18 protein-coding genes are annotated in these 24495 nt (G+C 40.9%); 11 read left to right on the forward strand and 7 right to left on the reverse strand.

The genetic code is table 11. From position 1 onward, the window contains the following. Positions 1-81: 81 nt before the first annotated feature. The 8 genes from HC246_RS09345 (at position 82) to HC246_RS09380 (ending at position 7211) form a co-directional block, all read left to right on the forward strand. Entirely contained in the window at positions 82-1689 is a 1608-nt protein-coding gene (locus tag HC246_RS09345; RefSeq protein ID WP_169363147.1) for an AAA-like domain-containing protein, read from the forward strand. A 6-nt stretch (positions 1690-1695) separates the two neighbouring features. Continuing rightward, positions 1696-2754 carry an AAA-like domain-containing protein gene (locus tag HC246_RS09350; protein WP_169363148.1) on the forward strand — a complete coding sequence of 353 codons (1059 nt, stop codon included), beginning with the start codon at positions 1696-1698 and terminating at the stop codon, positions 2752-2754. Between the two features lie 6 nt (positions 2755-2760). Beyond that, positions 2761-4800, forward strand: a complete 2040-nt coding sequence (locus tag HC246_RS09355) for an AAA-like domain-containing protein (RefSeq protein ID WP_169363149.1) — start codon at positions 2761-2763, stop codon at positions 4798-4800. A gap of 665 nt (positions 4801-5465) precedes the next feature. Next, positions 5466-5774: a DUF433 domain-containing protein gene (locus HC246_RS09360; protein ID WP_169363150.1), complete on the forward strand. Its 309-nt coding sequence runs from the start codon at positions 5466-5468 to the stop codon at positions 5772-5774. 3 nt (positions 5775-5777) lie between these two features. Next, on the forward strand, positions 5778-5942 hold the full coding sequence (locus tag HC246_RS26350) for a DUF5615 family PIN-like protein (RefSeq protein ID WP_263972459.1): 165 nt from the start codon (positions 5778-5780) through the stop codon (positions 5940-5942). Between the two features lie 219 nt (positions 5943-6161). Next, entirely contained in the window at positions 6162-6434 is a 273-nt protein-coding gene (locus HC246_RS09370) for a BrnA antitoxin family protein (RefSeq protein ID WP_169363151.1), read from the forward strand. 133 nt (positions 6435-6567) lie between these two features. Continuing rightward, the gene (locus tag HC246_RS09375; protein ID WP_169363152.1) at positions 6568-7005 is read left to right on the forward strand and encodes a putative toxin-antitoxin system toxin component, PIN family; all 438 of its coding nucleotides are present in this window, start codon (positions 6568-6570) and stop codon (positions 7003-7005) included. Continuing rightward, on the forward strand, positions 6993-7211 hold the full coding sequence (locus HC246_RS09380; RefSeq protein WP_169363153.1) for a toxin-antitoxin system HicB family antitoxin: 219 nt from the start codon (positions 6993-6995) through the stop codon (positions 7209-7211). Before HC246_RS09375 ends, HC246_RS09380 begins: the two co-directional genes overlap by 13 nt. Positions 7212-7253: 42 nt before the next feature. On the opposite strand, the gene HC246_RS09385 is transcribed toward HC246_RS09380, so the two are convergent. After that, on the reverse strand, positions 7254-10577 hold the full coding sequence (locus tag HC246_RS09385; RefSeq protein ID WP_169363154.1) for a PAS domain-containing protein: 3324 nt from the start codon (positions 10575-10577) through the stop codon (positions 7254-7256). Between the two features lie 623 nt (positions 10578-11200). Here HC246_RS09385 and glgB point away from each other — a divergent pair. Further along, on the forward strand, positions 11201-13459 hold the full coding sequence (gene glgB / locus HC246_RS09390; RefSeq protein WP_169363155.1) for a 1,4-alpha-glucan branching protein GlgB: 2259 nt from the start codon (positions 11201-11203) through the stop codon (positions 13457-13459). A gap of 47 nt (positions 13460-13506) precedes the next feature. Here glgB and HC246_RS09395 read toward each other — a convergent pair whose 3' ends face one another. From HC246_RS09395 to HC246_RS09410, 4 genes are all read right to left on the reverse strand, one after another. Further along, the gene (locus HC246_RS09395) at positions 13507-14547 is read right to left on the reverse strand and encodes a DMT family transporter (protein ID WP_169363156.1); all 1041 of its coding nucleotides are present in this window, start codon (positions 14545-14547) and stop codon (positions 13507-13509) included. 204 nt (positions 14548-14751) lie between these two features. Beyond that, the gene (locus tag HC246_RS09400) at positions 14752-15510 is read right to left on the reverse strand and encodes a DUF4079 domain-containing protein (protein ID WP_169363157.1); all 759 of its coding nucleotides are present in this window, start codon (positions 15508-15510) and stop codon (positions 14752-14754) included. Between the two features lie 54 nt (positions 15511-15564). Continuing rightward, positions 15565-16221 carry a peroxiredoxin-like family protein gene (locus HC246_RS09405; RefSeq protein WP_169363158.1) on the reverse strand — a complete coding sequence of 219 codons (657 nt, stop codon included), beginning with the start codon at positions 16219-16221 and terminating at the stop codon, positions 15565-15567. A gap of 308 nt (positions 16222-16529) precedes the next feature. Next, positions 16530-16907 (reverse strand): hypothetical protein, encoded by a 378-nt coding sequence (locus HC246_RS09410; RefSeq protein ID WP_169363159.1) that lies wholly within the window; start codon positions 16905-16907, stop codon positions 16530-16532. A 106-nt stretch (positions 16908-17013) separates the two neighbouring features. Between HC246_RS09410 and HC246_RS09415 the strand changes: the two genes are divergently transcribed. After that, positions 17014-17931: a LysR family transcriptional regulator gene (locus tag HC246_RS09415; protein WP_169363160.1), complete on the forward strand. Its 918-nt coding sequence runs from the start codon at positions 17014-17016 to the stop codon at positions 17929-17931. A 37-nt stretch (positions 17932-17968) separates the two neighbouring features. Here the strand turns inward: HC246_RS09415 and HC246_RS09420 are convergent, their stop codons facing one another. Continuing rightward, positions 17969-18268: a hypothetical protein gene (locus HC246_RS09420; protein WP_169363161.1), complete on the reverse strand. Its 300-nt coding sequence runs from the start codon at positions 18266-18268 to the stop codon at positions 17969-17971. 166 nt (positions 18269-18434) lie between these two features. Then, complete coding sequence (locus HC246_RS09425; protein ID WP_169363162.1) at positions 18435-19838, reverse strand: serine/threonine protein kinase; 1404 nt, start codon at positions 19836-19838, stop codon at positions 18435-18437. A 132-nt stretch (positions 19839-19970) separates the two neighbouring features. Between HC246_RS09425 and HC246_RS09430 the strand changes: the two genes are divergently transcribed. Beyond that, positions 19971-24041 (forward strand): GAF domain-containing protein, encoded by a 4071-nt coding sequence (locus HC246_RS09430; RefSeq protein WP_169363163.1) that lies wholly within the window; start codon positions 19971-19973, stop codon positions 24039-24041. The last annotated feature ends 454 nt before the right edge of the window (positions 24042-24495 follow it).

The raw sequence follows: 24495 nt of genomic DNA on the forward strand, positions 1-24495 counted from the left end.
TCTCTTTTCCTTTTTTCTTTGAAAGCGTTGTATGATTTTTGCATGGGCTAAATCTAAAAAAGTTTAAGTGCAACAGATGGTATGACGATTAAAAAAATCTTGATTCTGGCGGCGAATCCTCTAGATACAGATCGGTTAAGGCTGGACAAAGAGGTAGAAGAAATTCGCACGACATTAGAGCGATCGCCAAATCGAGATAACTTTGCGATCGAGTCGCGTGGTGCGGTGCGCCCTCAAGATTTACAGACCCATTTATATAATCTCAAGCCCCAGATTTTGCATTTTTCAGGACATGGTGGTGGTGAATGGGGTTTAGCCTTTGAGGATGAGGATGGGGGAGTTAAGGGAGTTAGTACTGAGTCATTGACGGATTTGTTTAAGTTATTTACCAAACAGATTCAATGCGTGGTGTTGAATGCTTGCTATGCAGTGGTGCAAGCGGAGGCGATTTGTCAGCATATTCCCTATGTGATTGGGATGAATCAAAAGATTGGCGATCAGGCGGCACGAAAGTTTGCGGAGGGATTTTATCGGGCGATTTGGGACGATCGCTCGATTGAGGATGCCTTTGCATCAGGTGTGAGTGCGATCAAATTAGAAGGGATTCCTGAAGAATTAACACCTGTATTACTCAAGCGCCAGCCATCTTTACCGATTAATCCTAAACCGATTAATTCTGATATTTCGGTGGTGGAGAATAATGGTTACTTTTATATCGTGCGATCGCGTTTAGAGCAGCGCTGTTATGAAGAGGTAGTAAAGGCTGGATCTTTAATCAGGATTAAGTCTCCCGAACGCATGGGCAAATCGACGATGATGAGGCGAGTCTTGGAATATGCTGCCCATCAGGGATATCGCACGGCAGTGATCGATTTGCGTGAGGCGAATCGGGAAATATTTGCGGATATTAATAAGTTTTTGCAATGGTTCTGTGCCTATGTCGGTGACCGCTTGGAGATCGATCAACGTCCTGATGATACTTGGCAAATTTTTTTGGGAGCAAGCAGAAACTGCTCCAGATATATGAATAATTTCTTTTTATCTCCAGATTTACCATTGGTGATTGCAATTGACAACTTCGATTGCGTTTTTAAGTACTCTCATATTGCAGATGACTTTTGTGGGTTACTAAGAGGTTGGTCGGAAAAGGCAAAAGATGTAAATGATAAAGAGAGATGGGGTAAGTTACGACAAATTATTGTCCATTCCCAAGATCCTTATGCACTACTTGACATTAACAATTCACCATTTAGTGGTATTGGCTTATCCATCGAACCCACAGAACTGCATCCATCAGAAATATTGGCTTTAGCCAAATCTTATGGACTTTCGTGGACAGATACTGATATAGAACAACTTATGGGTATGATTGGTGGGCATCCATACTTAATTCAAAAGGCTATCGACGAGATCATCCATCAATATATCGAACTTGATGAGTTAATAAGAACTGCCCCAACACAAGAGGGGATTTATAGTGATTATCTTAATGAGCGACTACAAAGCTTAGAATCAAATCCCCAACTGAAAGAAGCAATGAAGAAAGTTGTCAACTCTGATATTCCTGTTCAATTAGGAGCAAACGATAAATTTAAACTTGATAGTATGGGATTGATTAAACCTAATTCTAACTATTTCGTATCGCGGTGCAATTTATATCACTTATATTTTAGAAATAATTTGAGATAATTGACTATGACATCTGAATCATTAGCCGATCAACATAGCAGGCTCTCTAAAATTTTTAAATCAAACATTTCTGTAGTTAAAAATAATGGCTATTTTTACATTGTAAGATCGCGCCTAGAGCAGCGCTGTTATGAAGAGGTATTGAAGGCGGGGACTTTGATCAGGATCAAATCGCCCGAACGCATGGGCAAATCGATGATGATGGGGCGGGTCTTGGAATATGCCACTCAGCAGGGATATCGCACGGCGGCGATCGATTTGCGCGAGGCGAATAGGGAAATATTTGCAGATATTAACAAGTTTTTGCAATGGTTTTGTGCTTATGTGGGCGACTGCTTGGAGATCGAGCAACGTCCTGAGGATGCTTGGAAAGGCTTTTTGGGTGCAAATACAAATTGCACGAAGTATGTCGAAAAATTCTTTTTAAATAGTGCGGATTCGCCTTTAGTAATTGCGATTGATAACTTTGATTGTGTGTTTAGATATCCCGATGTTGAGGCTGACTTTTGCGGTTTGTTGCGCGGTTGGTTTGAGAAAGTAAACACCAGTAAAGTTTGGGGTAAGTTGCGACAAATCATTGTTTATTCGCAAGAGTCCTATGCAACGAACAATATTAACCAGTCACCGTTTAATGTGGGATTGCCAATTGAGTTAGGGGAGCTAGAAACGCTAGAAGTATTAGCCTTAGCGAATGCCTATGGGTTGTCTTGGGATGAGTTGGAAACTGCTCAACTGATGGATACGATTGGCGGACATCCCTATTTAGTACAAAAGGCGATCAATCGCATTGCCCATAATGATATCGGGCTTGAGGAGTTAGTACTCACTGCACCGACGGAAGAGGGGATTTTTGGAGACTATCTCAACGAGAGGTTGCAGCAGTTGGAGGCTAATCCCAATCTGGTGTCGGCGATGCTCAAGGTTGTCAATGCTGATGGTGCAACCAGATTGGGATCGAAGGAGGCTTTTAAACTTGACAGTATGGGATTGATAAAACGACAGAGTAACGATATTGTATCTCGATGCAATTTATATCGCTTATATTTTAAGGATAGGTTGAGTTAGTAGGTTATGTCTTCGCAATCATCTAACGAGCAATTAGCTAGTAATTCGGTCTACTGTGTCGGTGGTAGCTTGCCTGCGGATGCGCCAACCTATGTGGAGCGACAGGCTGATCGGGAACTATATCAGCGACTGAAGGCGGGGGAATGTTGCTATGTTTTTAATTCTCGGCAGATGGGGAAGTCGAGCTTGCGGGTGCGGACGATTCAGAAGTTAGAGCGAGATGGCGTGCGCTGTGCGACGCTAGATCCTCAAACAATTGGTACGCAGCTAAACCAATCGCAGTGGTATGCCAGCATAATCAGTAGCCTTGTGGAAAGTTTTAGTCTAGAGGATCGCTTCGATCTAGAAGAATGGTGGAAAGCCAGATCGTCCCTTTCCCCCGTGCGCTGCTTGAGTGATTTTATTTCCAAGATTCTTTTAGTTGAGATTTCTCAACCAATTGTAATCTTTGTTGAGGAAATTGATAACCTACTAAACTTAGAGTTTAGAACAGATGACTTTTTCATGCTAATTCGTTCGTTTTACGAAAATCGTACTCAAGAACCCAAATATAAGTATTTAGCCTTTGCCTTTATTGGTGTTACTACACCAAGCGACTTGATTCGCGGGCATAATCATTCTGCTTTTAATATTGGTGTAGCGATCGAGATGGATGGTTTTCGATTGGATGAGGTACAACCTTTAGCACTTGGTCTAAAAGGAAAAGTTAGCGCTCCATCGACAGTTATGCATGAGGTGCTGAAATGGACAGGAGGACAGCCATTTTTGACACAGAAGTTGTTGAGTTTAGTGCTTCGAGATTTAGAAGATGGGAATATAGGCTTTGTTGAGAATGATATTGCAGGGTGGATTTCTAAAATCTTGTGGTTTCGGATTATTAACAATTGGGAATCTCAAGATGTGCCACAACATTTAAAAACTTTACAAGATAGGGTGTTGATGATTGAAGAGAGAGTGCGGGGACGGTTGTTAGGCATGTATCAGCAGATTTTAGGAGATATCCCTCAGTCTTTAATAGAAAAGACTGAAGAAGGCGGAGACTTAAAACCAATCTTTACAAAGGGGATCGAGGCTGATGATAGTTATGAGCAGATTCAACTGCGTTTAACGGGTTTGGTAGTAAAGCAGGGTAATAGGTTGATAGTTTATAATCCCATTTATGTTGCAGTGTTCGATTGGGCTTGGTGCGCTCAAACTTTATCAGGGTTACGTCCACTATTTTATGATGATGCTTTTCGAGCTTGGCAAGAAGCATGTAATGGACAAAAGGAGGTGTTTTTACTTAGAGGAAATGCTTTATCAGATGCAGAGAATTGGGCAAATGGGAAGTGGTTGAGCGATGAAGACAATCGTTTTTTACGAGAGAGTCGAGAGATAGATAGGAAAGAAAGAGATAAACGTTTGGATGTTGAGCAAGAAATAAATAGATTGCAATGGGAACAAATCTATGAAAAACAGAAAGAAGACTTTTTGAGTGTCTTAGCAAAGATCAGGCAACAATTAGAGCTTTACAACTTAACTTTAGACGAGAACTATTTAATTTCACAATTAGACGTTAATGAGATTAACTTAATCTCTGAACAGGTATTTAGAGACAATTTTGAAGAAATACTCGAAGGATATATCCAAAGTCTAAAAACAAGAGAAAAAACAATTACTGAACTATTTGAGGCTGATAGAAGTAATTATTTACAGGCAATAGCTCAAACATCTGTAAAAAAAAGCCTGAATATTACAGCAGCCGATAATAGATATCCCGAATTAGTCAGTTCTATCTATGCTTATTTACAAGCTTGGCTTATTGTCAGTATCAAATACGACAAATATATGCCAGTAGATCAAATTGTAGGACTTGCGAAGAATGCAAAAGAACACATAAAAGCAATTAAGTATATTAGAGATATAATTTTGAATGGAAGCAATAAAGAATTACTCCTTCCTAGCCAAACATCCAGAGAAATCGTTAAAGATTATTTAAGCAAACTGATTGAAAAACTCTATGAACATGAACTGACTAACTTTACAGAAAAAACAGATATGGATTAAAGGCTCTATAGAACATGATAAACGGCTAAATACTTTGAATGAGAGGTGTTTCAGATATCGAAGATCCTGAAAATTAAACCGTTGTAAACCAACGTAAGTTCGAGTTAAGGATTTAAACCAATATTTCTCTCTAAATAAATTCCTGTAAGGCAACCAATATAACTATGAACCAGTATTTCTTGCTTAGTAATTAAGAAATTAAAGTAATAATCTCAATTTTTGACTACTTAAGCATAGCTCTGGACAATATTACTTGATGGATATAGAAGACACTCTTAACTAGAACTTGCATTAAGCAAAGCATTTCAGTCATTTAATCTAAAGCACTTTCCGAAACATCTATAGAGACTCGCGGTTTTGTCTAAAGGGTTCTGTTAGTGATCGCTTAATATATAAAGATTGATATTAGATTTTTTTACTTAGCGATCAGCAATATCGCTAATATAGATTAAGCTATCACTAAAAAAGTTATTCAAAAACTAGCATTAGAGCTACCTGAGCCACTTTTTCAACAGTTTACTCGCATTGCCGAGCTAACTTCTTAACCATTAGAATCATTAGCTTTACAAAGTATTACAGGTAATTTGCCACCCTTAGTCGAATACTTATCACTAGAAATGCAAGCTCAATTATCGAAAATACAATTATTAATGGAGGTCTGCACAATGTTCGACACACCAACCCAATATATGCACATCCAACTTCAAGGCAACGTACCTATCATTGCAGGTACGACCATGAAAGTCATCGAGCTAGTCACCTCGCATCTTACCTATGGCTGGAGTCCAGAAGAACTACATTTTCAATATCCCCACATTGCCATCAGTAAGATCTATTCTGCCCTCGCCTACTACTGGGATCACAAACAAGAACTTGATAACGATATCCAGCGCCGCCTCGACTACGCCGAACAAATGCGCCTAAACGCTCCAATCTCACCATTGCAAGCTAAACTTCAAGCAAGACCTCATTAATCTATGGCGATCGCCCTATACATGGATGAAAACGTACCGCGCCAAATTTTACTTGGATTGCGTCTAAGAGGAGTAGATGTGCTTTCTGTTCAAGAAGATCAGCGATCAGGAGATCCAGACCCTCAGGTTTTAGCGAGAGCTAACGAGTTACAGCGAGTTATTCACTAGAGATGATGATTTTTTAGCGATCGCCAATCAACTTCTACAAGAAGAGACTAACTTTATTGGCATCATTTATGCCGCACAACAAATTGCGAGTATAGGCGTTTGCGTGAGAGACTTAGAACTAATTGCCAAAGTTAGTGATCTGGAAGACTTCTCTAACCATATTCAATACTTGCCTCTATAGGGGATGACGCGAAAATATAGAAGAAAGGGAAATTTACTATGGCTATATCGAGAGAAGAACAACTGAAAATCCTTGGACAGATGCAGGAATCTGACATCGACTATTCAGATGCACCAGCCACTAATGCAGAATTCTGGCAAAAAGCTACACTCAATATTCCCCCTGTCAAAGTTCCCGTCACAATCAGAATCGATCCAAACGTCCTAGCATGGTACAAGCAACAAGTACCAAGAGGCTACCAAACCTTGATTAACACTGTTCTCAAGAAATACATGATAGAACATCAAACAGAAGAAACTAACAGAATGTAACAAATTGGAGACACGAGGGATTTTGTGTTTGAGCGTTGGTGATGAATTTAGCGATCGCACATTGTGTCTATAAGACTCTTCAACTTTTTGACTACCACCCCAAAAGTGACTGCATATATGCTATCATCTAGACATGGGAATTAAGATAGTAGTTGACACAAGCGTTTTTGTGAGTGCCCTCATTGGCTCAAAAGGAGCTAGTAGAGAACTCATAAGACGTTGCTTACAAGGCGACTATCAACCATTGATGGGCAACACCTTGTTTTCAGAATACGAATCCCTCATTCATCGCCAAGAAATTATCGCTAGATGCCCATTATCCCCTGAAGAAATTCAAGCATTACTCGCCTCATTCATGAGTGTTAGTCAATGGATACATATCTACTACCTATGGCGACCAAACTTAAAAGATGAAGCAGACAATCATTTAATCGAATTAGCCGTAGCTGGAAACGCTCAAATTATTGCCACAAAAAATATTAAAGACTTTCAAAATTCAGAATTACTATTTCCCAACCTATCGATTCTCAAACCAGAACAAATTATTAGGAGTGACTTATGGCAACCTTAACCATCCGCCTACCAGACGACAAACACCTCAGACTAAAAAAACTCGCTGAGAGCCAAGGAGTAAGCGTCAATAAACTCATCGAAGAACTCTCTACGATCGCTCTTGTTGAATTTGACACCCATACCAGATTTCAACTACTAGCGTCTAAAGGCAATCGGGAATTAGGACTAAAACTGCTTGATAAATTGGATTCCCTAACCGAATAGATAAAGCGATCGCATTTTGGTTGATGAATTTTCGCCGATCAATCATTGATTAATAGCAAAATCTTGATACTGAGAAAGCATTCGGGCAATTTCGTTGCTTCTCACTGGCTTACTGATGTAATCATTCATCCCCACATCAAAACAAGCTTGACGATCCTCTGGCATAGCATTTCCAGTCATCGCCACAATATAGGGTTGGATAGGTATAGAGAGATTAGACCGAATTAATTTAGTCGCTGTCAATCCATCCATTTCAGGCATCTGCACATCCATAAAGATCAGATCATAGCTCTGCTCCGATGCTTTCTTGACCGCTTCAATCCCATTATTAGCCACATCCACTTGATAGCCAAATTTTTTTAATAACATGAGCGTAGCAATTCTCTGATTGACCAGATTATCTTCTACAACCAAAATTCTGAGAGGGAAAGACTCTGCCATCAAGGGATTACCCTGATTAGCAGCGATCGCAGGCTGAGCAGTCGTGACCATAGCCCCCGCAACATCAGGTACTAAAGCGATCGTAAAGTAGAAAGTCGAACCTTGCAGCGTAGAAGATCTAGTTTGCCAATCCAGAGGAGGATTACCACCCACATTTCCTTGACTCTCAACCCAAATGCTGCCACCCATTAACTGCACGAGGAACTTGCAAATTGTTAAACCTAAGCCAGTACCACCATAGCGGCGACTAATCGAATTATCAGCTTGGACAAAGGGTTGAAATAGGGTGTCAATGCGATCGCGTGATATCCCAATACCCGTATCTTGAATCGCAAACTGTAATTGCGAAGGTTGCTGACAAGTGACCGTTAAAGTAATTTCCCCCTTATTCGTAAACTTGACCGAATTGCCAATTAAATTCATCAAAATTTGGCTGAGCCTAGAGACATCACCGATCATAGTGTGAGGCACATCATCAGCGATCGCATATTTTAAAGTCGTTTCTTGAACCACACATTGCTTACTCAAGAGTTGAATAACTGACTTGATCGCCTCTAGTAAATTAAAAGAACGTTTTTCAAGATCTAATTTACCTGCTTCGATTTTAGAAAAATCAAGAATGTCATTAATAATCGCCAATAAAATATTGCCACTATTCCGAATGATTTGCACATAGTCCAACTGCTCTTGATTTAAAGGTGTTGAGATCAGCAACTCTGCCATGCCAATTACACCATTCATCGGAGTCCGAATTTCGTGACTCATATTAGCGAGAAATTCACTCTTCGCCTTAGTCGCAGTTTCCGCCGCTTCTTTAGCCTGTGCAAGGGCAATTTCCGCTTGTTTGCGCTCCGTAATATCTCTAGCAATCTGAATGACTTTATCCTTCGCGATTGGAGAAATATTCGCAGAGAACCAAACATCTTTGCCATGAATCTGCAAACAATAATCACAGCTTACGATTTTTTTAGTAACCAAGGATTCGCGAATTGCAAGCTGAATAATGCTCGCCGCAGGTTGAGGAAGTTCTTCAATAATCGATCGGCTCAGAACTTCCTCAGGCGTACCTAGTAGATTATTGATATTAGTAGGTACAATTTTGAGACACTTTCCTTCTGCATTCCGAATCAAGACAACGTCTGTCATTGCTGAAAATAATGCCTCCTGCTCCGCATAGGCTTCTTGCAACTTTTCAGCACTCTGTTTTAATTCAAGTTCCGCTTGTTTGCGATCGGTTATTTCCGTAATATATCCATGCCAGAGAATACTCCCATCCAGTTCTCGTTGCGGAGTTGACTGACCATAGACCCAAATAATCCGCCTATCTGCAAAGAGCACTCGATATTCACATTGCCATACAGTCATATTTTGAGCAGACTCTGTGATGGTTTGAGATACATGTTCGATATCTTCTGGATGGAGCCTTGCAAACACTGGAGAGGCATCTTGACTCACATCTTCAGGGGAAAGATCGTAAATATCACGAATACCCTGACTCGCATAGGGAAAATGGGAACTACCATCAGGTCTGAGCCGATATTGAAAAATCACCCCTGGGATATTACGGGAAATTTGCTCTAGTCTCTGTGATACTTTTACCTGCGTGGAAATATCCCGAACCACTACGAGCGCTTCGTTATCATTAATCGCAACAGAACGAACTTCTTCGTAGGCAATTTGTCCAAACTTAAAAAGTTGATGATTATGAATCTGAATTTCTCTTGTGGCGATCGCTTTTTCAATAGATTGCAGTTGCAGTTGCAGTTGCTCAGGGGGTAAGACTTCCGATATATGTTGCTGAATCGGCACAAATTGCTCTGCTTCAGAATGCGAAGGCATAATGCAATCTAAACAGGAACCATCACGATGCACGCGCAAGATTAAATCAGGCATCGCCGAAAGGATCGCATTTTGCCTTGCTTCACTCTGCTGTAGGGCTGATTCTACTTTTTTGCGATCGCTAATATCGACATGCGTCCCAATAAACCGCAGAGGCTTACCAGCAGCATCATGACTAAAGATGAGTCCTCGATCCAAAATCCATTTATAGCTACCATCCTTACAGCGTAGTCGATGCTCATTGAGATAGATTTGCGTCTCCCCTCGTAAATATTTGTCAATATCTCTATATACCTGTTCCCGATCATCGGGATGTACCCGACTGTCCCATTCGCTAAGATTGTTACCAATTTCATGGTCTTCAAACCCCAGCATCTTCTTCCATTGACTAGAGAATGTAACCTCGTTAGTTTGCAAATCCCAATCCCACACCCCATCCTCAATTCCCACAAGAGCATTTTGTCGAGCTTCTACATTATTAGGGAATATGTCATCCTCCAAAGGTTTTGTAGTGATTAGCGAAGCTGCTTGAACATTAGGGACATGAACATAGTTATGGTAGCGCAGCGCAATTCCTAATTGCGCCGCAACATTTTGTCCCATACTGATTTCAGAAGCGTACCACTGACGCGGGCGATCGCATTGATGAGCAATGATTAAACCAAACAAATGTCTCGTTTGTTGATGGTTCACCAAAATCGGAATCACCAGATTTGCCCGTACCTGCATCCGTTCTAGCAAATTGGCATAGCAATCATCAACTGGCTTAGCAAAGACATCATCAACGGCACTAATCCGCCCTAACTGATAAAGCCCTTGCCATTTTTGAGAAAAACAAGGGTCATAGATCAATTCCCCTAAAATTGCAATCCATTCCGCCCCCACAGACTCAGCCACAATTGCCCCATCCCCATCGGGCAAAAACTGATAAATTAATACGCGATCGCACTGCAACATATCCCTAGTATGTTGGACAGCAACATTCAACATATCAGTTAAGTTAGAGGAATTATGAATCTGCAAAGATAGATCCGTAAAGCGATCTAACATTCCTCCCAAAAAAGTAGCAACATGCTCAAATGACATAGTCACAATTTGTTACAAGACTGCATTATTCACCTTCAATCCAACACTTTGCACTCATAACAAATCCCAATTACTGAATCCATTTCTCTAAATAAAGGGAAGTTCCAGCAAAATTAGCGAATTTAGTAACCGTCCAAAGTGATGTATTTCCCCGCACCATACTATCTTCAGACTGTTTTAGGTTTGGCATACTTACCTAAAAAATTTAACATCATCTAAAAATCCCCCAATTATCAGGAGAAATATCATTGAATGAAACTTTGTGGTAACTAGCTTGGTTTTAGACAGACATCGTTATCTAAATAGGTTACATCATAAATTGGAGTAGTGATCAAGAGACCATTCTCTTGATCACTACCTAAGGTTATTGCGGATAAAAATGTCCCACCAAAGTTATCTAGCTTCGACTTCGCTCAGCTAACGTTGGCTGAGCGGAGTCGAAGCCACAGGTACTTTAGTTAGTAGCAAGTCCCTAACAGGAACCCTCAATAGCTAGAATTCATAATTACTACATATACTCGAAAATTACAGGATAAAAGATATCAGCCTTTAGTTTAGATTACACACTGTAATTTGGTGAGTAATATGCAGTAATTTAATTATGTGTGTTTATTTAAAGAGATATGACCCCAACCCTCCCCACCGAGCAAATCGATCGCATTGTGTGGAATCAACACCACGACCCCTTTACAGTCCTTGGTCCCCATGAAATTGAGCAAGATGGTAAGTCGGTATGGGTGGTTAGAGCGTATCTACCCGACGCAGAGGCGGTATCCGTAGTTACGCCCGATCAGCACAAGGAATATCCGATGCATTCAGTGCATCATCCCCACTTTTTTGAATGTGTAATTACTGACGCGCCCCACCTTTTTAGTTATCAGTTTAAAGTTAAGTCTGGCAATAGCGATCGCCTCATTCACGATCCCTACTACTTCAAATCTCCCTTACTAACTGAGTTTGACAGCTATTTATTTGGTGAAGGAACCCATTACCAGATTTACGAAAAAATGGGCGCTCACCCCACCACCATTGACGGTGTAGATGGCGTTTATTTTTCCGTCTGGGCCCCCAATGCCCGTAATGTATCCGTCATTGGTGATTTCAATAGCTGGGATGGACGCAAACACCAAATGCGTAGAGGCAATACAGGCATTTGGGACTTGTTTATCCCCGAACTCAAGGTTGGCACAGTTTACAAATACGAAATTAAAAGCCCCGCAGGACATATCTACGAAAAATCCGATCCCTACGGCTTCTTCCAAGAAATTCGCCCCAAAACAGCCTCCATCGTCACCGATCTCAATACCTACGAATGGGGCGATCAAAAGTGGCTCGAAACCCGTCGTACAGAAGATCCACTCAAAAAGCCCATCTCAGTCTATGAGCTACATCTCGGTTCATGGATGCACGCCTCTACAGCCAATCCTCCTGCTAATGGCTATCCTGCGGTATCCGCAGCCGATCTCAAACCAGGGGCAAGATTCCTCACCTATCGCGAACTCGCCGAAGACCTAATCCCCTACGTCAAGGAAATGGGCTATACCCACATCGAAATGATGCCGATCGCGGAGCATCCCTTTGATGGATCGTGGGGCTATCAGGTCACAGGTTATTATGCCGCGACTTCACGCTATGGCACACCCCAAGACTTAATGTATTTCATCGACAAGTGCCACCAAAATGACATTGGCATCATTGTGGACTGGGTTCCTGCCCATTTCCCCAAAGATGGTCATGGCTTGTCCTTCTTTGACGGTACATTCCTCTATGAGCCTGAGGATGTCCGCATTGGTGAGCATAAGGAATGGGGAACCAAAATCTTTAACTACAAGCGCAGTGAAGTCAAAAACTTCTTGATCGCCAATGTGCTGTTCTGGTTCGATAAATATCATATTGATGGGATTCGCGTCGATGCCGTTGCTTCGATGATCTACCGCGACTACAACCGCAAAGATGGCGAATGGCTAGCCAATGAATATGGTGGTCGTGAAAGCCTCGAAGCGATCGAGCTATTCCGCCATTTACACAGCATTCTCTTCACCTATTACCCCGGAGCATTATCAATCGCCGAAGAATCGACTTCTTGGCCGATGGTGACATGGCCCGCCTATTCAGGAGGCTTAGGCTTTAATCTGAAGTGGAATATGGGCTGGATGCACGATATGCTCGATTACTTCAAGCTTGACCCCTATTTCCGTGGACATAACAACAACTATGTCACCTTCAGCATTTGGTACGCCTTCAGCGAGAATTTCATGCTGGCGCTATCCCATGATGAAGTCGTGCATGGCAAGAGTCCGATGATCGGCAAGATGCCCGGGGATGAATGGCAGAAGTTTGCTAACCTGCGCTGTCTCTATGGCTATATGTTCACCCACCCTGGCAAGAAAACCATGTTTATGGGCATGGAAATTGGACAATGGGCGGAATGGAACGTCTGGGGAGATTTAGAGTGGCATTTGCTGCAATATCCTAGCCACAAGACCCTCCAAAAATACGTTAGTGATCTCAACAAACTTTTGCGATCGCTACCTGAACTCTATACCCAAGACTTCTCAGAATCTGGGTTTGAATGGATTGAATGTAACGACACTCAAAATTCCGTTATTTCTTTCCTACGGAAAGGTGTAGATGGTGAATTTGTACTAGTCGTCTGTAACTTCACCCCCGTTCCCCACCATAACTATCGAGTTGGCGTTCCTGAAAAAGGCTTCTACAAGGAGGTTCTCAACAGTGATGCTCCAATCTATGGTGGTAGCGGCATTGGCAACATGGGCGGTAAATATAGCGATGACTATGGCACTCATGGCAAGCCCTATTCCGTTGATGTGACTGCTCCTCCTCTCGGTGTAGTTGTACTGAAATATATCGGCGAAGTATAGCGATCGCTAATTTGTGTTCATAAAAAAGGGGCGCTTTGCGCCCTTTTTTATACGCCTCGAAATCCAAGTGGCATATCTATTTTTTCAATATCAGTAGATTTCAGAGCCTGCCGCATCTTTTCTTGATGTAGGTTGCCAATAAAACTCAAGATAACCCCAAGGGTTAATAAACTTAATCCATAATATTGGGCTAAGGTAGGAGCCTGTCCCAAAATCAAGTAAGCCATAAAAATTGTCAGAATGGGATTTACCAAATTGGCTAGATTAATTTCTGTAGGTGTGGCTCTCTTTAAACCCGCTAGCCAACAAAGTCTACCAATAACCACAATCACTAGAGCATAGAAAATCATCCATTGCCACAGCAAAGGTGAAAAAGCATCAACAAAATGTTCTTTCCCATACAGAACATTAGCTATTACAAAGAAAATTACCGTTCCTAATAGGTTGCGATAAATCGTGAAAATGCCTAAAGGAATTGATTGCAACTGTAACTTGCCGTGAACTGTTGCGATAGAGCTAATCACCGATGCGATCGCTACAAGAATTTCTCCAGTTCCAATTTGGAACCCTGCCATTGTCATCATTTTTCCTGAACTCCCTAACAGAATCGCAACCACTGCACCACCAAAGGAAATCAGAGAACCCGCAACTGTCCAAGCATCAACTCGTAATCCTAACAACCAAACACTCAATCCAAGCGTTAAGATTGGCTCAATACGACCAATCAAAACGATATTAGCAATATTTGTATTGCCAATTGCCGTAAATATCAAGGCAGGTGCGATCGCTCCAGTAAAAATACTTGTAATGGTTAAGCTCATCCAATCTTTGCGCGTCAGTGACTTAAGCACATTTGGGTTCCAATCACGATAAAAGAGCGGAATCATTAATCCTAGGGCACAAATATTGCCAACAAATAGAACATTACAGAGGGAAATGGGATTTCTCCCATCAATTAAATGATGTGCTCCAATATCATTAATTATCCGAGTCAGTGAGTTCGATGATGCAAAAATTGCAACAGCGATCGCCAGATAGATTGAACTTGGAGTCCGATCTAGGATTTTGGAAATATTACTAATTTTCATGACAGCATTGTTCAATCTAAGGAGCTACCAGTTTTTTAAGCAATTTGCGCTCAAACGAACCACAAGAAATTTTTTAAAAGTGTTGCAAAGCAACACTTTTAAAAAATTTCTTGGTTCGGTTTTGAGCGCAAAGCGATGTAAGCAACTAAAAAAGCCGTGTTGCCCGCTACACAGGCAGCACGGCTTTTTTAGTTGCTTAGCATTTTAAATAGACAAGGATGTAGGAATTTGCGGAGCAGGTGCTAGATCACTATTCAACGCTGTAGATTTGGGGCAAGTTCTAGTTTTAGAATCGCATTGTCGTAAAAATTCCTTTTGCCAACTGTAAGGAATTGACAGTAGATCTCTAGAACCAGTCATACCTTGACCGATAAACAGAAGTAAAGCAAAGCAATTGAGAATGATATGGATATTCCGCCAGCGATTTTGTTTATCCTTGTAAATATCTTGAGTAATGGCTACCGAAACAATCATTAATATTGCCGCTACAAGCCCATAGTAATAATGGGAAAAGAACCATTCATTATCTCTTCTAAATATTTCTGGTTGTGCGCCTAATACAATCAATCCAATTGACGTAGCAGCCGCAAAAATATTACGCCATATCTTTACCTTTGCTTTAAATAGAAATATAAAGCTAGCAATCACGCCAATAAAAATAGCGATTACTAAAAATGCGCGTACAGGCTCTTTGGAGAAGATATCGTTTTTGAGAAACTTAGAAAAAATGGGATAAGCCATCCCTAATAGAGTTACACCCACAACGGAGATGCTGAACCAATTACCAATCTCTACATGCTCAGATCCCACTATTGGCGGAATCTTACTTTTTTCACCACCAACTACTTGCAGGCGACGCTGACGAACTAGCCAAGCGCGATGGGTCACAATGCCGATTAGAGGAAATACGACAATTACCGCGATCGCAGGATGTATTAAAGCAAAAAAGTCTTCTAGTTCCATTTTGATAATTTATAAATAACATCAAATTACAGCAGAAGGAATACCAAGATTAGATTAAGCAGTTACAAAAAGTGACAATAAAATCGCGATCGCATCAGTAGGTTCATAACGCTTGCTGGAATCTACATCGATATGTGCTAAAGCAATTCGGCGGTGGCGATCGATGATAAAGGTTGCAGGTACAGGTAGCATCCAATCATCGGTTCCATTATAATCAGGAAGCGCATGACCAAGTTCAGTATAAAGCTGTCTTAGGGAATGGGGAACTTCAAAAGCTACTCCATAGTCTCGTGCAACTTGAGAATCAGCATCACTTAAAACGTCAAAGGTAAGCGCATTTTTGATCGCTGTCATTGCCGAAGATTCAAAGGTTTGAGGAGAAATTGCCAAAACTGAAGCTCCTAATGCTTGAATTTTGGACAATAAGCTCTGATAAGTGCGTAACTCTAGATTGCAGTAAGGACTCCAAGCACCAAAATAGAATTTGACGATCGCAGCTCCTTGTATTAATTGTTCGTAGAGTCTCACTTGCTTGCCATGAGTATTTGTCAACCAAAAATCAGGGGCTTCATCACCAATTCGCAAGGTTCTACGGTTTTGGAATTCCTTTGCTAAGACATCGTTAGCACTTTGGATAATTGTTACTTTTTCAGGTGGTAGCTTTGCCCAAAATTCTCGTTGAAATTTATGTAGTTCAAGCTGTAAATTCACGATCTTTCCAATTTCTGAATTGGTGCTGAAGAAAAAATAAGATTGTTCATCCAGCGCTTTGCGCTTTCTTAAAACCGAGATAAGATCCCAAAAGGCTTGCGAAGCAAGCCTTTTGGGATCTTATCTGTATCCGCAAAATCTCAATTTTCAAAAATTGAGATTTTGCGCTGTAAGGCTCTTACGGATAAAAAATGTCCCACCAACGTTAGCTGAGCGAAGTCAAAGCTAACGTTGACTGAGCGGAGCGATGCACTGAGCCTGTCGAAGCGTCAAAGCCACAGATACTTTAATTAATAGCAAGTCCCTAACTACTTAACTTCGTTGGCTGGGAACAATTTCACTTTCCCCTTTTTTACCGCAACTACAACATCATAGGATGAGCAATAAGAGAAGGTAACATCGTTGGCTTTGTTGTAAAGATTGACAACCATACCTGCGCCCCCTGGTTGAACACCGAGAGGCATCAAATCAGAAAAGAAAAATCTTCTAAGTTGATCGCCACTACCAATTTGTCCTTTGCTTTTGGTTATGAGATCGATCTTGTCCTGTACTGTCATTTCAGCAGAAGCGATTACGGTGTTCTGAAGTTGCGGCACAAATGTATGCAAGGCAATATCGCCAACGCTAATGACACCCGCTAAAGCTAAAGGAGCAAACAAAGGACTTAAGGATTTCATCTTTAACATTGTGTTGTGAGGTTTAAAAACTGTTAGCAAACAAATCATCACCTATTACAATTTGTTTGAGAAGAAGGCAAACTAGAATATGTTATATGCCATTTTGGAATAAGCTATGGATCGTATTGCTTGTATGCAGAGCTTTGTCCGAGCGATCGAAATGAATAGTTTCTCAGCAGTAGCGCGGGAACAACAGACAACGCAACCGACAATTAGTAAACAAATCGCAGCTCTGGAAAAGCATCTCGGAGTCCAATTAATCATCCGCTCTACGACCAGTTTGAGTCTGACTGACGAAGGCAAAAAGTACTATCACTACTGTCAGCAAATTTTAGAAACCGTCGCTGAAGCTGAGGCAAGTCTCACAGGTAAAGAAAAAGCTACAGGTATTTTGCATCTTGGTTGTTCGGTACTCTTTGGGCAGATGCAGATTGTTCCTCGCTTACAAGCTTTTATGAGGCGCTATCCTGACATCAAAATTGATTTGATGATGACAGACAATTTTGTGAATATTGTGGAGGAGGGATTGGATTTAATTATCCGTATTGGTAATCATTCTGATAACTCTCTCATTAGTCATCGCATTGGCACTACTCGCCGTGTCGCCGTCGCAACGACGAAGTATTTTGAGCAGTTAGGAGAACCGAAAACCCCCGAAGATTTAGTTCACCACAATTGCATTGTCTATACTCGTCTATCCACTGGTAATGAGTGGCATTTTCAAGGTAATGGCGACATGATTAAAGTCTGTGTGGGCGGCAGCTTTCAAACTAATAGCTCTGTAGCGATTCGAGCTGCCGTTTTATCAGGTTTAGGAATTGCGATCGCTCCAGTGTGGATGTTTGGAGATGAGATTTACCAAGGTGATCTCAAGGTGGTTTTGCAAGACTATCAACCCATCCCCCTTCCTATCTATGCTGTCTATCGTCGCAGTCGTTTCTATCCCGCGAAAATAAGTTGCTTTATCAAGTTTTTAGCCGAAGAATTTCAGCTAGATCCTTGGGTTTCTGATTATGGTGCGATCGCCAATTAAGTAATAAGCATCAATACTTTATATCGATTTTTCTTGCTTAAGAAGCATTAACAACTAGGCGCTCTAATGAACGATCACGCGAATCATGCAAATTCATCATCTCAGGATGATTATGCTTCCAAGTCCGTGAATTGAGAAATGTAGGTAGTTTAACCTCGCTCGTAGGTACTACATCGATCGCGCGATCGCTAATCTGACCTTGCGCTTCTGCATATATAGAAAAATCTTGTAAATCATTTTCCATCTCACCCAAAACCTGTAAAGCCAGATGGAGGTGAGCTTCCAGATATTTAATCCGATTCTGTAATACTTCTATGGTCGCTTCTTGGGTATTCATAACATGACCTCCATCAGTTGTTACACACTGATTTTGCAATCCAAATCTTTGAAAAAGAGTCTAATTCTTATACCTACATATCACCATCCTACGAAAGTATGAACTAGCCTATAGAGATTTTTAAGATCCATCAAAGTGAATACTCATAAGGTTTTGACGAGATTAATTAAGCTTGCCCAAGGAAATCCAAAATTTCACCTAATATCCAATCCATTTCCTCTTTTTCCATCAGAATTGAATCAAAACGATGTTTAATTTCTCCTCGCCAGATTGCATAATGAGTATTTTTTTGACCATCTTCTGACACAATCTCTTCAATGCCAATGCGAGTAATTTCTGAGTTATAGCCACGCTCACGACCAATCCGCATACCGAATAAATGCCATGCAATCCGAAAAGTTTGGCGATCCATTTCAATCAAGACATTACCAACTAAGGCATACACAAAAAGTAAGGCGCACATCAATGCCATTAACCCAATCACAAATGCCACAGCCCCCAAGGCAATTTGCGAAACCAGTCCCCAAGCATTCAAGTAAGGCAGAATAAATTTATCTAAGCCCCAATAAATAGCTCCTGCCAACACCCCAAATACCCATGTCAGAGGACGATAACCAAGACTAGGAATTTTAAATGTGAGGCGATCGCTAGTTCTTTCATACTGAATCCTTGTGTCTAGAGGCTTGAGTTTTCGGGCTTTTTCAATTTCTCCCGATGCTTTTAATGAGTCAATATAGCTATTCCCTTGGTAGCTAGAACTCTTCGATTCCAAAGCATCTAGGGCAATGCGGGCAGAACTAAAGCGATCTTCCATTACAGGTTCGATCGCTCTTGTGAGCCAATCTGCAAAGACGGGCGAGATCTGCGTACAAGCGCGCACATCGATTTTCATACGGGCTTGGGGTAGTTCCGATGACGATCGATGTGTTAAGAGAAATAGCAAGGTCGCTCCTAGCCCATACACATCCGAGGCACAGTCCGCCTGCCCCCGAAATTGCTCAGGAGCCATATAGCCATAGGTTCCCACAAAGGTACTACCACCTGCGATCGTATGCCGATACAGATCTTGGACTGCGCCAAAGTCTACAAGAGCGATCGCGCCATTAGTACGTCTAATCAAGTTCTGGGGCTTAATATCTCGATGGACAACGGGCGGCGCGAGTTCGTGCAAATAACACAATACATGCAAAATTTGCTTAGCAATTTCCTGTACCTCATCCTCCGCCATTCTCTTGCCCTGCTGGACAATTTGCGCTAAGGACTCACCCTCGATTAATTCCTGCACCAGATAAAAGCGGCGATCGCTCTCCATATCAACATGAAAATAATCGAGATATTTCGGGATTTGCGGATGATCAAGATTCGCTAAAACTTTCGCCTCCCGTTCAAATAATTCAATTACCTTCCATTGGCTAGCTTGCCGCAAAGATAAAACTTTCATCGCCACAGATTGATGATGTAGGCGATCCTCGGCTGCATAGGTAGTCGCCATCCCACCACGACCTAATACTGAAGTAATCTCGTAGCGATCGCCAACAATATCCCCAACCTGATGTAATTCTTCTACCATTTTTTTGTAGTTAGTTAATTAGAACTACAGACTCAGTAATTCTCTATGAATTCTATGGATATTTTATTATATTTATTACTATAATGACATCATGATATTTCCTTGTCTTCTAAAGATTAAACTGAATACGTCATGGCAATCTCTGAGCATAGAATTCTATCTACAAGCAATCATAATAGTTTCAAGAATTTAAATTTAGTTAAAACTGAAAGAACTGTTTGCTTAGAATATCGCCAAGAGAAATACAGAATTCAGCTATGCAAGTCACCAAAGGAAGCATTAGTTTCTATTCAGCAAGAATTACCAAATTGTATTTTATGGGATTGGGAATTAAGTGATAACAATCGCAACTCAATTTTGCATCAGTTCCACAACTACCAAGTTCCCATTGTTATCTTAGTAGAACGCAGTCATGAAGAGGCATTAAGTCTTGTAAGTACAGACTATCAAGACTATCTAGTGAAAGAAACGCTCACCCCAGAATTACTCGGCACTACCCTACGCAATGCGATCGCTCAATTTCAGCTAAAACAAGAACTCTCGACTACAAACACTAAACTGCAAAATTTTATACTTACCAAGAATTTATCTGAGCAAGATCCACAACATCTCAGCAATCAGAAAGTAAAAAATCAACAATTATTTTTAGAACAGAAATTAAAGATCGAAAAAAATAAATATAGTCACTCCGAAACCTTACTAGAGATCCAGAATCGTTGTCTCGGCTGTATCGCTATGGGCGACCCTCTTGAGGAAACCTTGAACCTCTTATCACAATTAATTGATTTTCAAATTAACAATACGTTTTGTTCAATCATCAGCATTGATCCTCAAGATTGCCTTCAATGTATTGCTGCACCAAATTTACCTAATGAGTTCAGTCATGCTATTGATGGTATTGCCTTAAAGGAAATTACCAACATTTTTGGGAACACCTTGCGAGGCAAAAGTATAAATGTCAGAGATATTACAAATCATCATTTGCAAACCTATCAGTATTTATTGCAATCCTACGGATTCACTAACTTGTGGATTAATTCTATTCCTGCCCGTGATGCAAAGAAAGTTCTAGGATTTTTTATCCTTTACTATCGCGATGCATCCCACCCCTCCACCGAAGAAATTAAAATAGTTAGAAATACTGCCTATGCCGCAGGCATTGCTATTGAGCGCAATCATAGTGAGATTAAATTACAGCAGCAGCTACATCGCGAGCAGGTTCTCTATCAAAAGCTTCAACAAGAATTAAGCGATCGCCAAAAAGCCGAACAAACCCTAAGGGAAAATCAAAAATTTATTCAGCGCATCACTGATTCATCACCGAATATTATTTATCTCTACAATGTGCAAAAGCATATTAATGTTTATGCCAATCAGTCCATCTATTCCATTCTCGGATACAAGCCACAAGAAGTTCAATCCATGGAAGCCAATTTTCTACCAAATCTTGTGCATCCAGAAGACTTGGCAAAATTCTCAGCTAACTTAGCGATCTTGAATAATGCTGTTGATGGGGAAGTCACTGATATTGAATATCGCATTAGACATGCAAATGGTGAGTGGCGTTGGCTATATAGTCGCGATTCGGTGTTTAGTCGTGATGCAGATGGACAGGTTTTACTGACAATTGGTGCAGCCCAAGACATTACCGATCGCAAACGCGCTGAAGAAGCTTTACAAAGAAGTGAAGCTCATCAAAGAGCATTAATTAGCGCAATTCCCGACTTAATCATGCGGATTAACCGTGAAGGTGTTTATCTAGAATTTCTGGCTAGCCCTAAGTTCTATATCCTTGGCAAAGTTACCGAGATGGTAGGAATGAGTATCTTTCAAATTTTATCCCATGATTTAGCACAACAACGCATTAACTATATTCACAAAGCCTTAGAAACAAATTCTATTCAGGTTTACGAACAAAATTTTTCCGTCAACGATAGAATCCAATTTGAAGAAGTCAGAATTGTTCCCTACACAGAAAATGAAGTCTTACTGCTAGTTCGAGATATTAGTGATTATAAGCTAACAGAAGAACGGCTCAAACAAAGTGAAAGAAGATTTGAAAGAATCGCTCTATCTCTACCGGGGTTCATATATACCGCGATCCAAGCACCAGATGGCTCGCATTATTTTGAATATATTAGTTCGGGAATCGAAAAAATCTGTGAAGTTACCGCCGAGCAAGTACTCCAAGATCCTAAATGGCTTGATGAGCAGCATCATCCCGATGACCGTGCAGACTTTGCGGCAGCAGCTAACTATAGTGTAGCAACAATGACTGCTTTTACCCATGAATGGCGCATTATTACTCCTTCAGGCAAAATCAAATGGCTACAAGTTAGTTCTTTACCTGAAAAGATTGATCAAGATAGCATTTTCATGGATCGAAGAAATGGTGCAATTGCCCGTCATGGCATCGTTTTAGATATTACTGCGCGTAAAACTGCGGAACTCCGAGTACTTCAGCAAGCCGATCAACAAAAGCTACTAGCAAGCATTTCGCAACATATTCGCTCGTCGCTTAATCTTAAAGAAATTCTCAATACAACGGTTGCAGAAATCCATCAAGTTTTAAAATCTGATCGCGTCTTAGTTTACCAAATATTTGCCAATGGTACTGGGGCAGCGATCGCAGAATCTGTATCACCGAGCTATCCATCTGTACTGAGTAATACCTACAGTGAGGAAGTATTTCCACAGGAGATCCACGAACAATATTTAAACGGACGAATTTATATCCTCAATGATCGCGACAATGAGCCTATTTTAGACTGCCTCGTGGATTTCTTAAATGAACTTAAGGTCAGAGCCAAGTTAGCTGTACCAATTATTCAAGATAAGCGACTATGGGGATTACTAATTGTTCATCAATGCGATCGCCCTCATCAGTGGCAAGAGTGGGAAATAGATTTAATGAAACAGTTATCTAGTCAACTTGCGATCGCTATTCAACAGGCAAGTTTATATGAGCAGCTACAACTAGAATTACGCGATCGGCAACGTGCAGAACAACTAGTACGGCAACAAGCTGACAGAGAAGCCTTAATGCGCGAAATTATGCAAAGGATAAGGCAGTCACTCGATCTTAACAAGATTTTTGATACCGCAACCCTTGAAATCCGTCAATTTTTCCATGCGGATCGTGTAGTTATCTTTAAATTTGATGATCCCCATTCCCATACAACCAGTGGCAAGTTTATTGCTGAATCCATAATTGAAGGATATCAATCACTTCTCCAATTTACAATGGATGATCACTATTTCTGTGCCAAATTTACTCAGGCTTGCCGTCAAGGCTCCTTTATAGCATTCCATGATATCTATAATTCTGATCTTTCGGAATACCACATCAATATTTTGAAAGGATTGCAGATTCAAGCCAATTTAGCCGTACCTCTGCTCAATGGCAATACTTTATGGGGTATGATCTGCATCCATCAATGTTCATCCCCTCGCCATTGGGAGACAATTGAGATTTCGCTCGTACAGCAAATTAGTAACCAATTAGGGATCGCCTTGCAACAAGCCTTTCTATATCAACAGGTACAAACTGAACTGGCAGACAAGGAAAAACTCTATGTACAACTCGCTAATGAACTACATCAAAAAAAGGTACTCCTCAAGGAAGTCCATCACCGCGTCAAAAACAATCTACAGGTCATGTCTAGCTTACTGAGAATGCAGTTTCGCAAAACTAGCCCTGAGCTAAAAATCCTGATCGAAGAATATCAAAATCGCATCCAATCGATGGCTCTCATCCATGCTCAACTACATCGCAATGATGATCTAGAGAACATTAACTTCTGTGACTACCTCACTGATTTAACAACTAATCTCTTTCAGTGCTATGGCAATAGTTCGGCAAGCATAGAATGTAATCTAGAAGTAAACAATATTTTCCTACCTTTAGATCAATCCATTCCCCTCGGACTGATTATCAATGAATTAGTCTCTAATTCATTAAAACACGCTTTTCCCTCAGGCAATGGTGAAATCAATATTCAATTAATATGTACAGATAACCATTGCCATTTAAAGGTCTCTGACAGTGGCATCGGGATACCATCAGACTTTGATTTAGAAAATACAGATAGTCTAGGAATGCAGCTAGTCCATAGTCTCACTGAACAACTAGAGGGAGAACTGCAATATAGTGGCAATACAGGCTCAGTTTTTCAAATCGCATTCCCTATACAGCCTACTTAATAACGTAGCAAACCCTCTCCCCAAAATTATCCTACACCAGATTGTGATGCTGGCAGCATCACAATCTGGGTATTGTGGTTATTTATGCTTAGTTATTATTTAACGTGAGTTCGGGATAATTTGAAACGGGATTTGAGAGAGGGTTTGCTCCGCAAACCCTCTCTCAAATCCCAAAAGTAAAAGCCTTGCTATGTAAGGCTTTTACTTTTGGATTTTTAAAATTTGCTAGCTTAACCCGAACTGACGTTATTTATTAATCACTGATGTTACATGGAAGGAATTCCTTCGATGTTGAAGGATCGGGGCTGGCACGGGGGCACAGCCCAAATTAAATTTCAGGTAGATACAAGGGTCAATCCCCCGTGGTTGCCCTGCTGCTAGTAGCAAGAAATTTATACCCTGAGTTCCACGTAACACCAGTCATTAAATGAAATCTATGGCATAGAATTTGTAC

The sequence above is a fragment of the Pseudanabaena yagii GIHE-NHR1 genome (assembly GCF_012863495.1).
Lineage (GTDB): Bacteria > Cyanobacteriota > Cyanobacteriia > Pseudanabaenales > Pseudanabaenaceae > Pseudanabaena > Pseudanabaena yagii.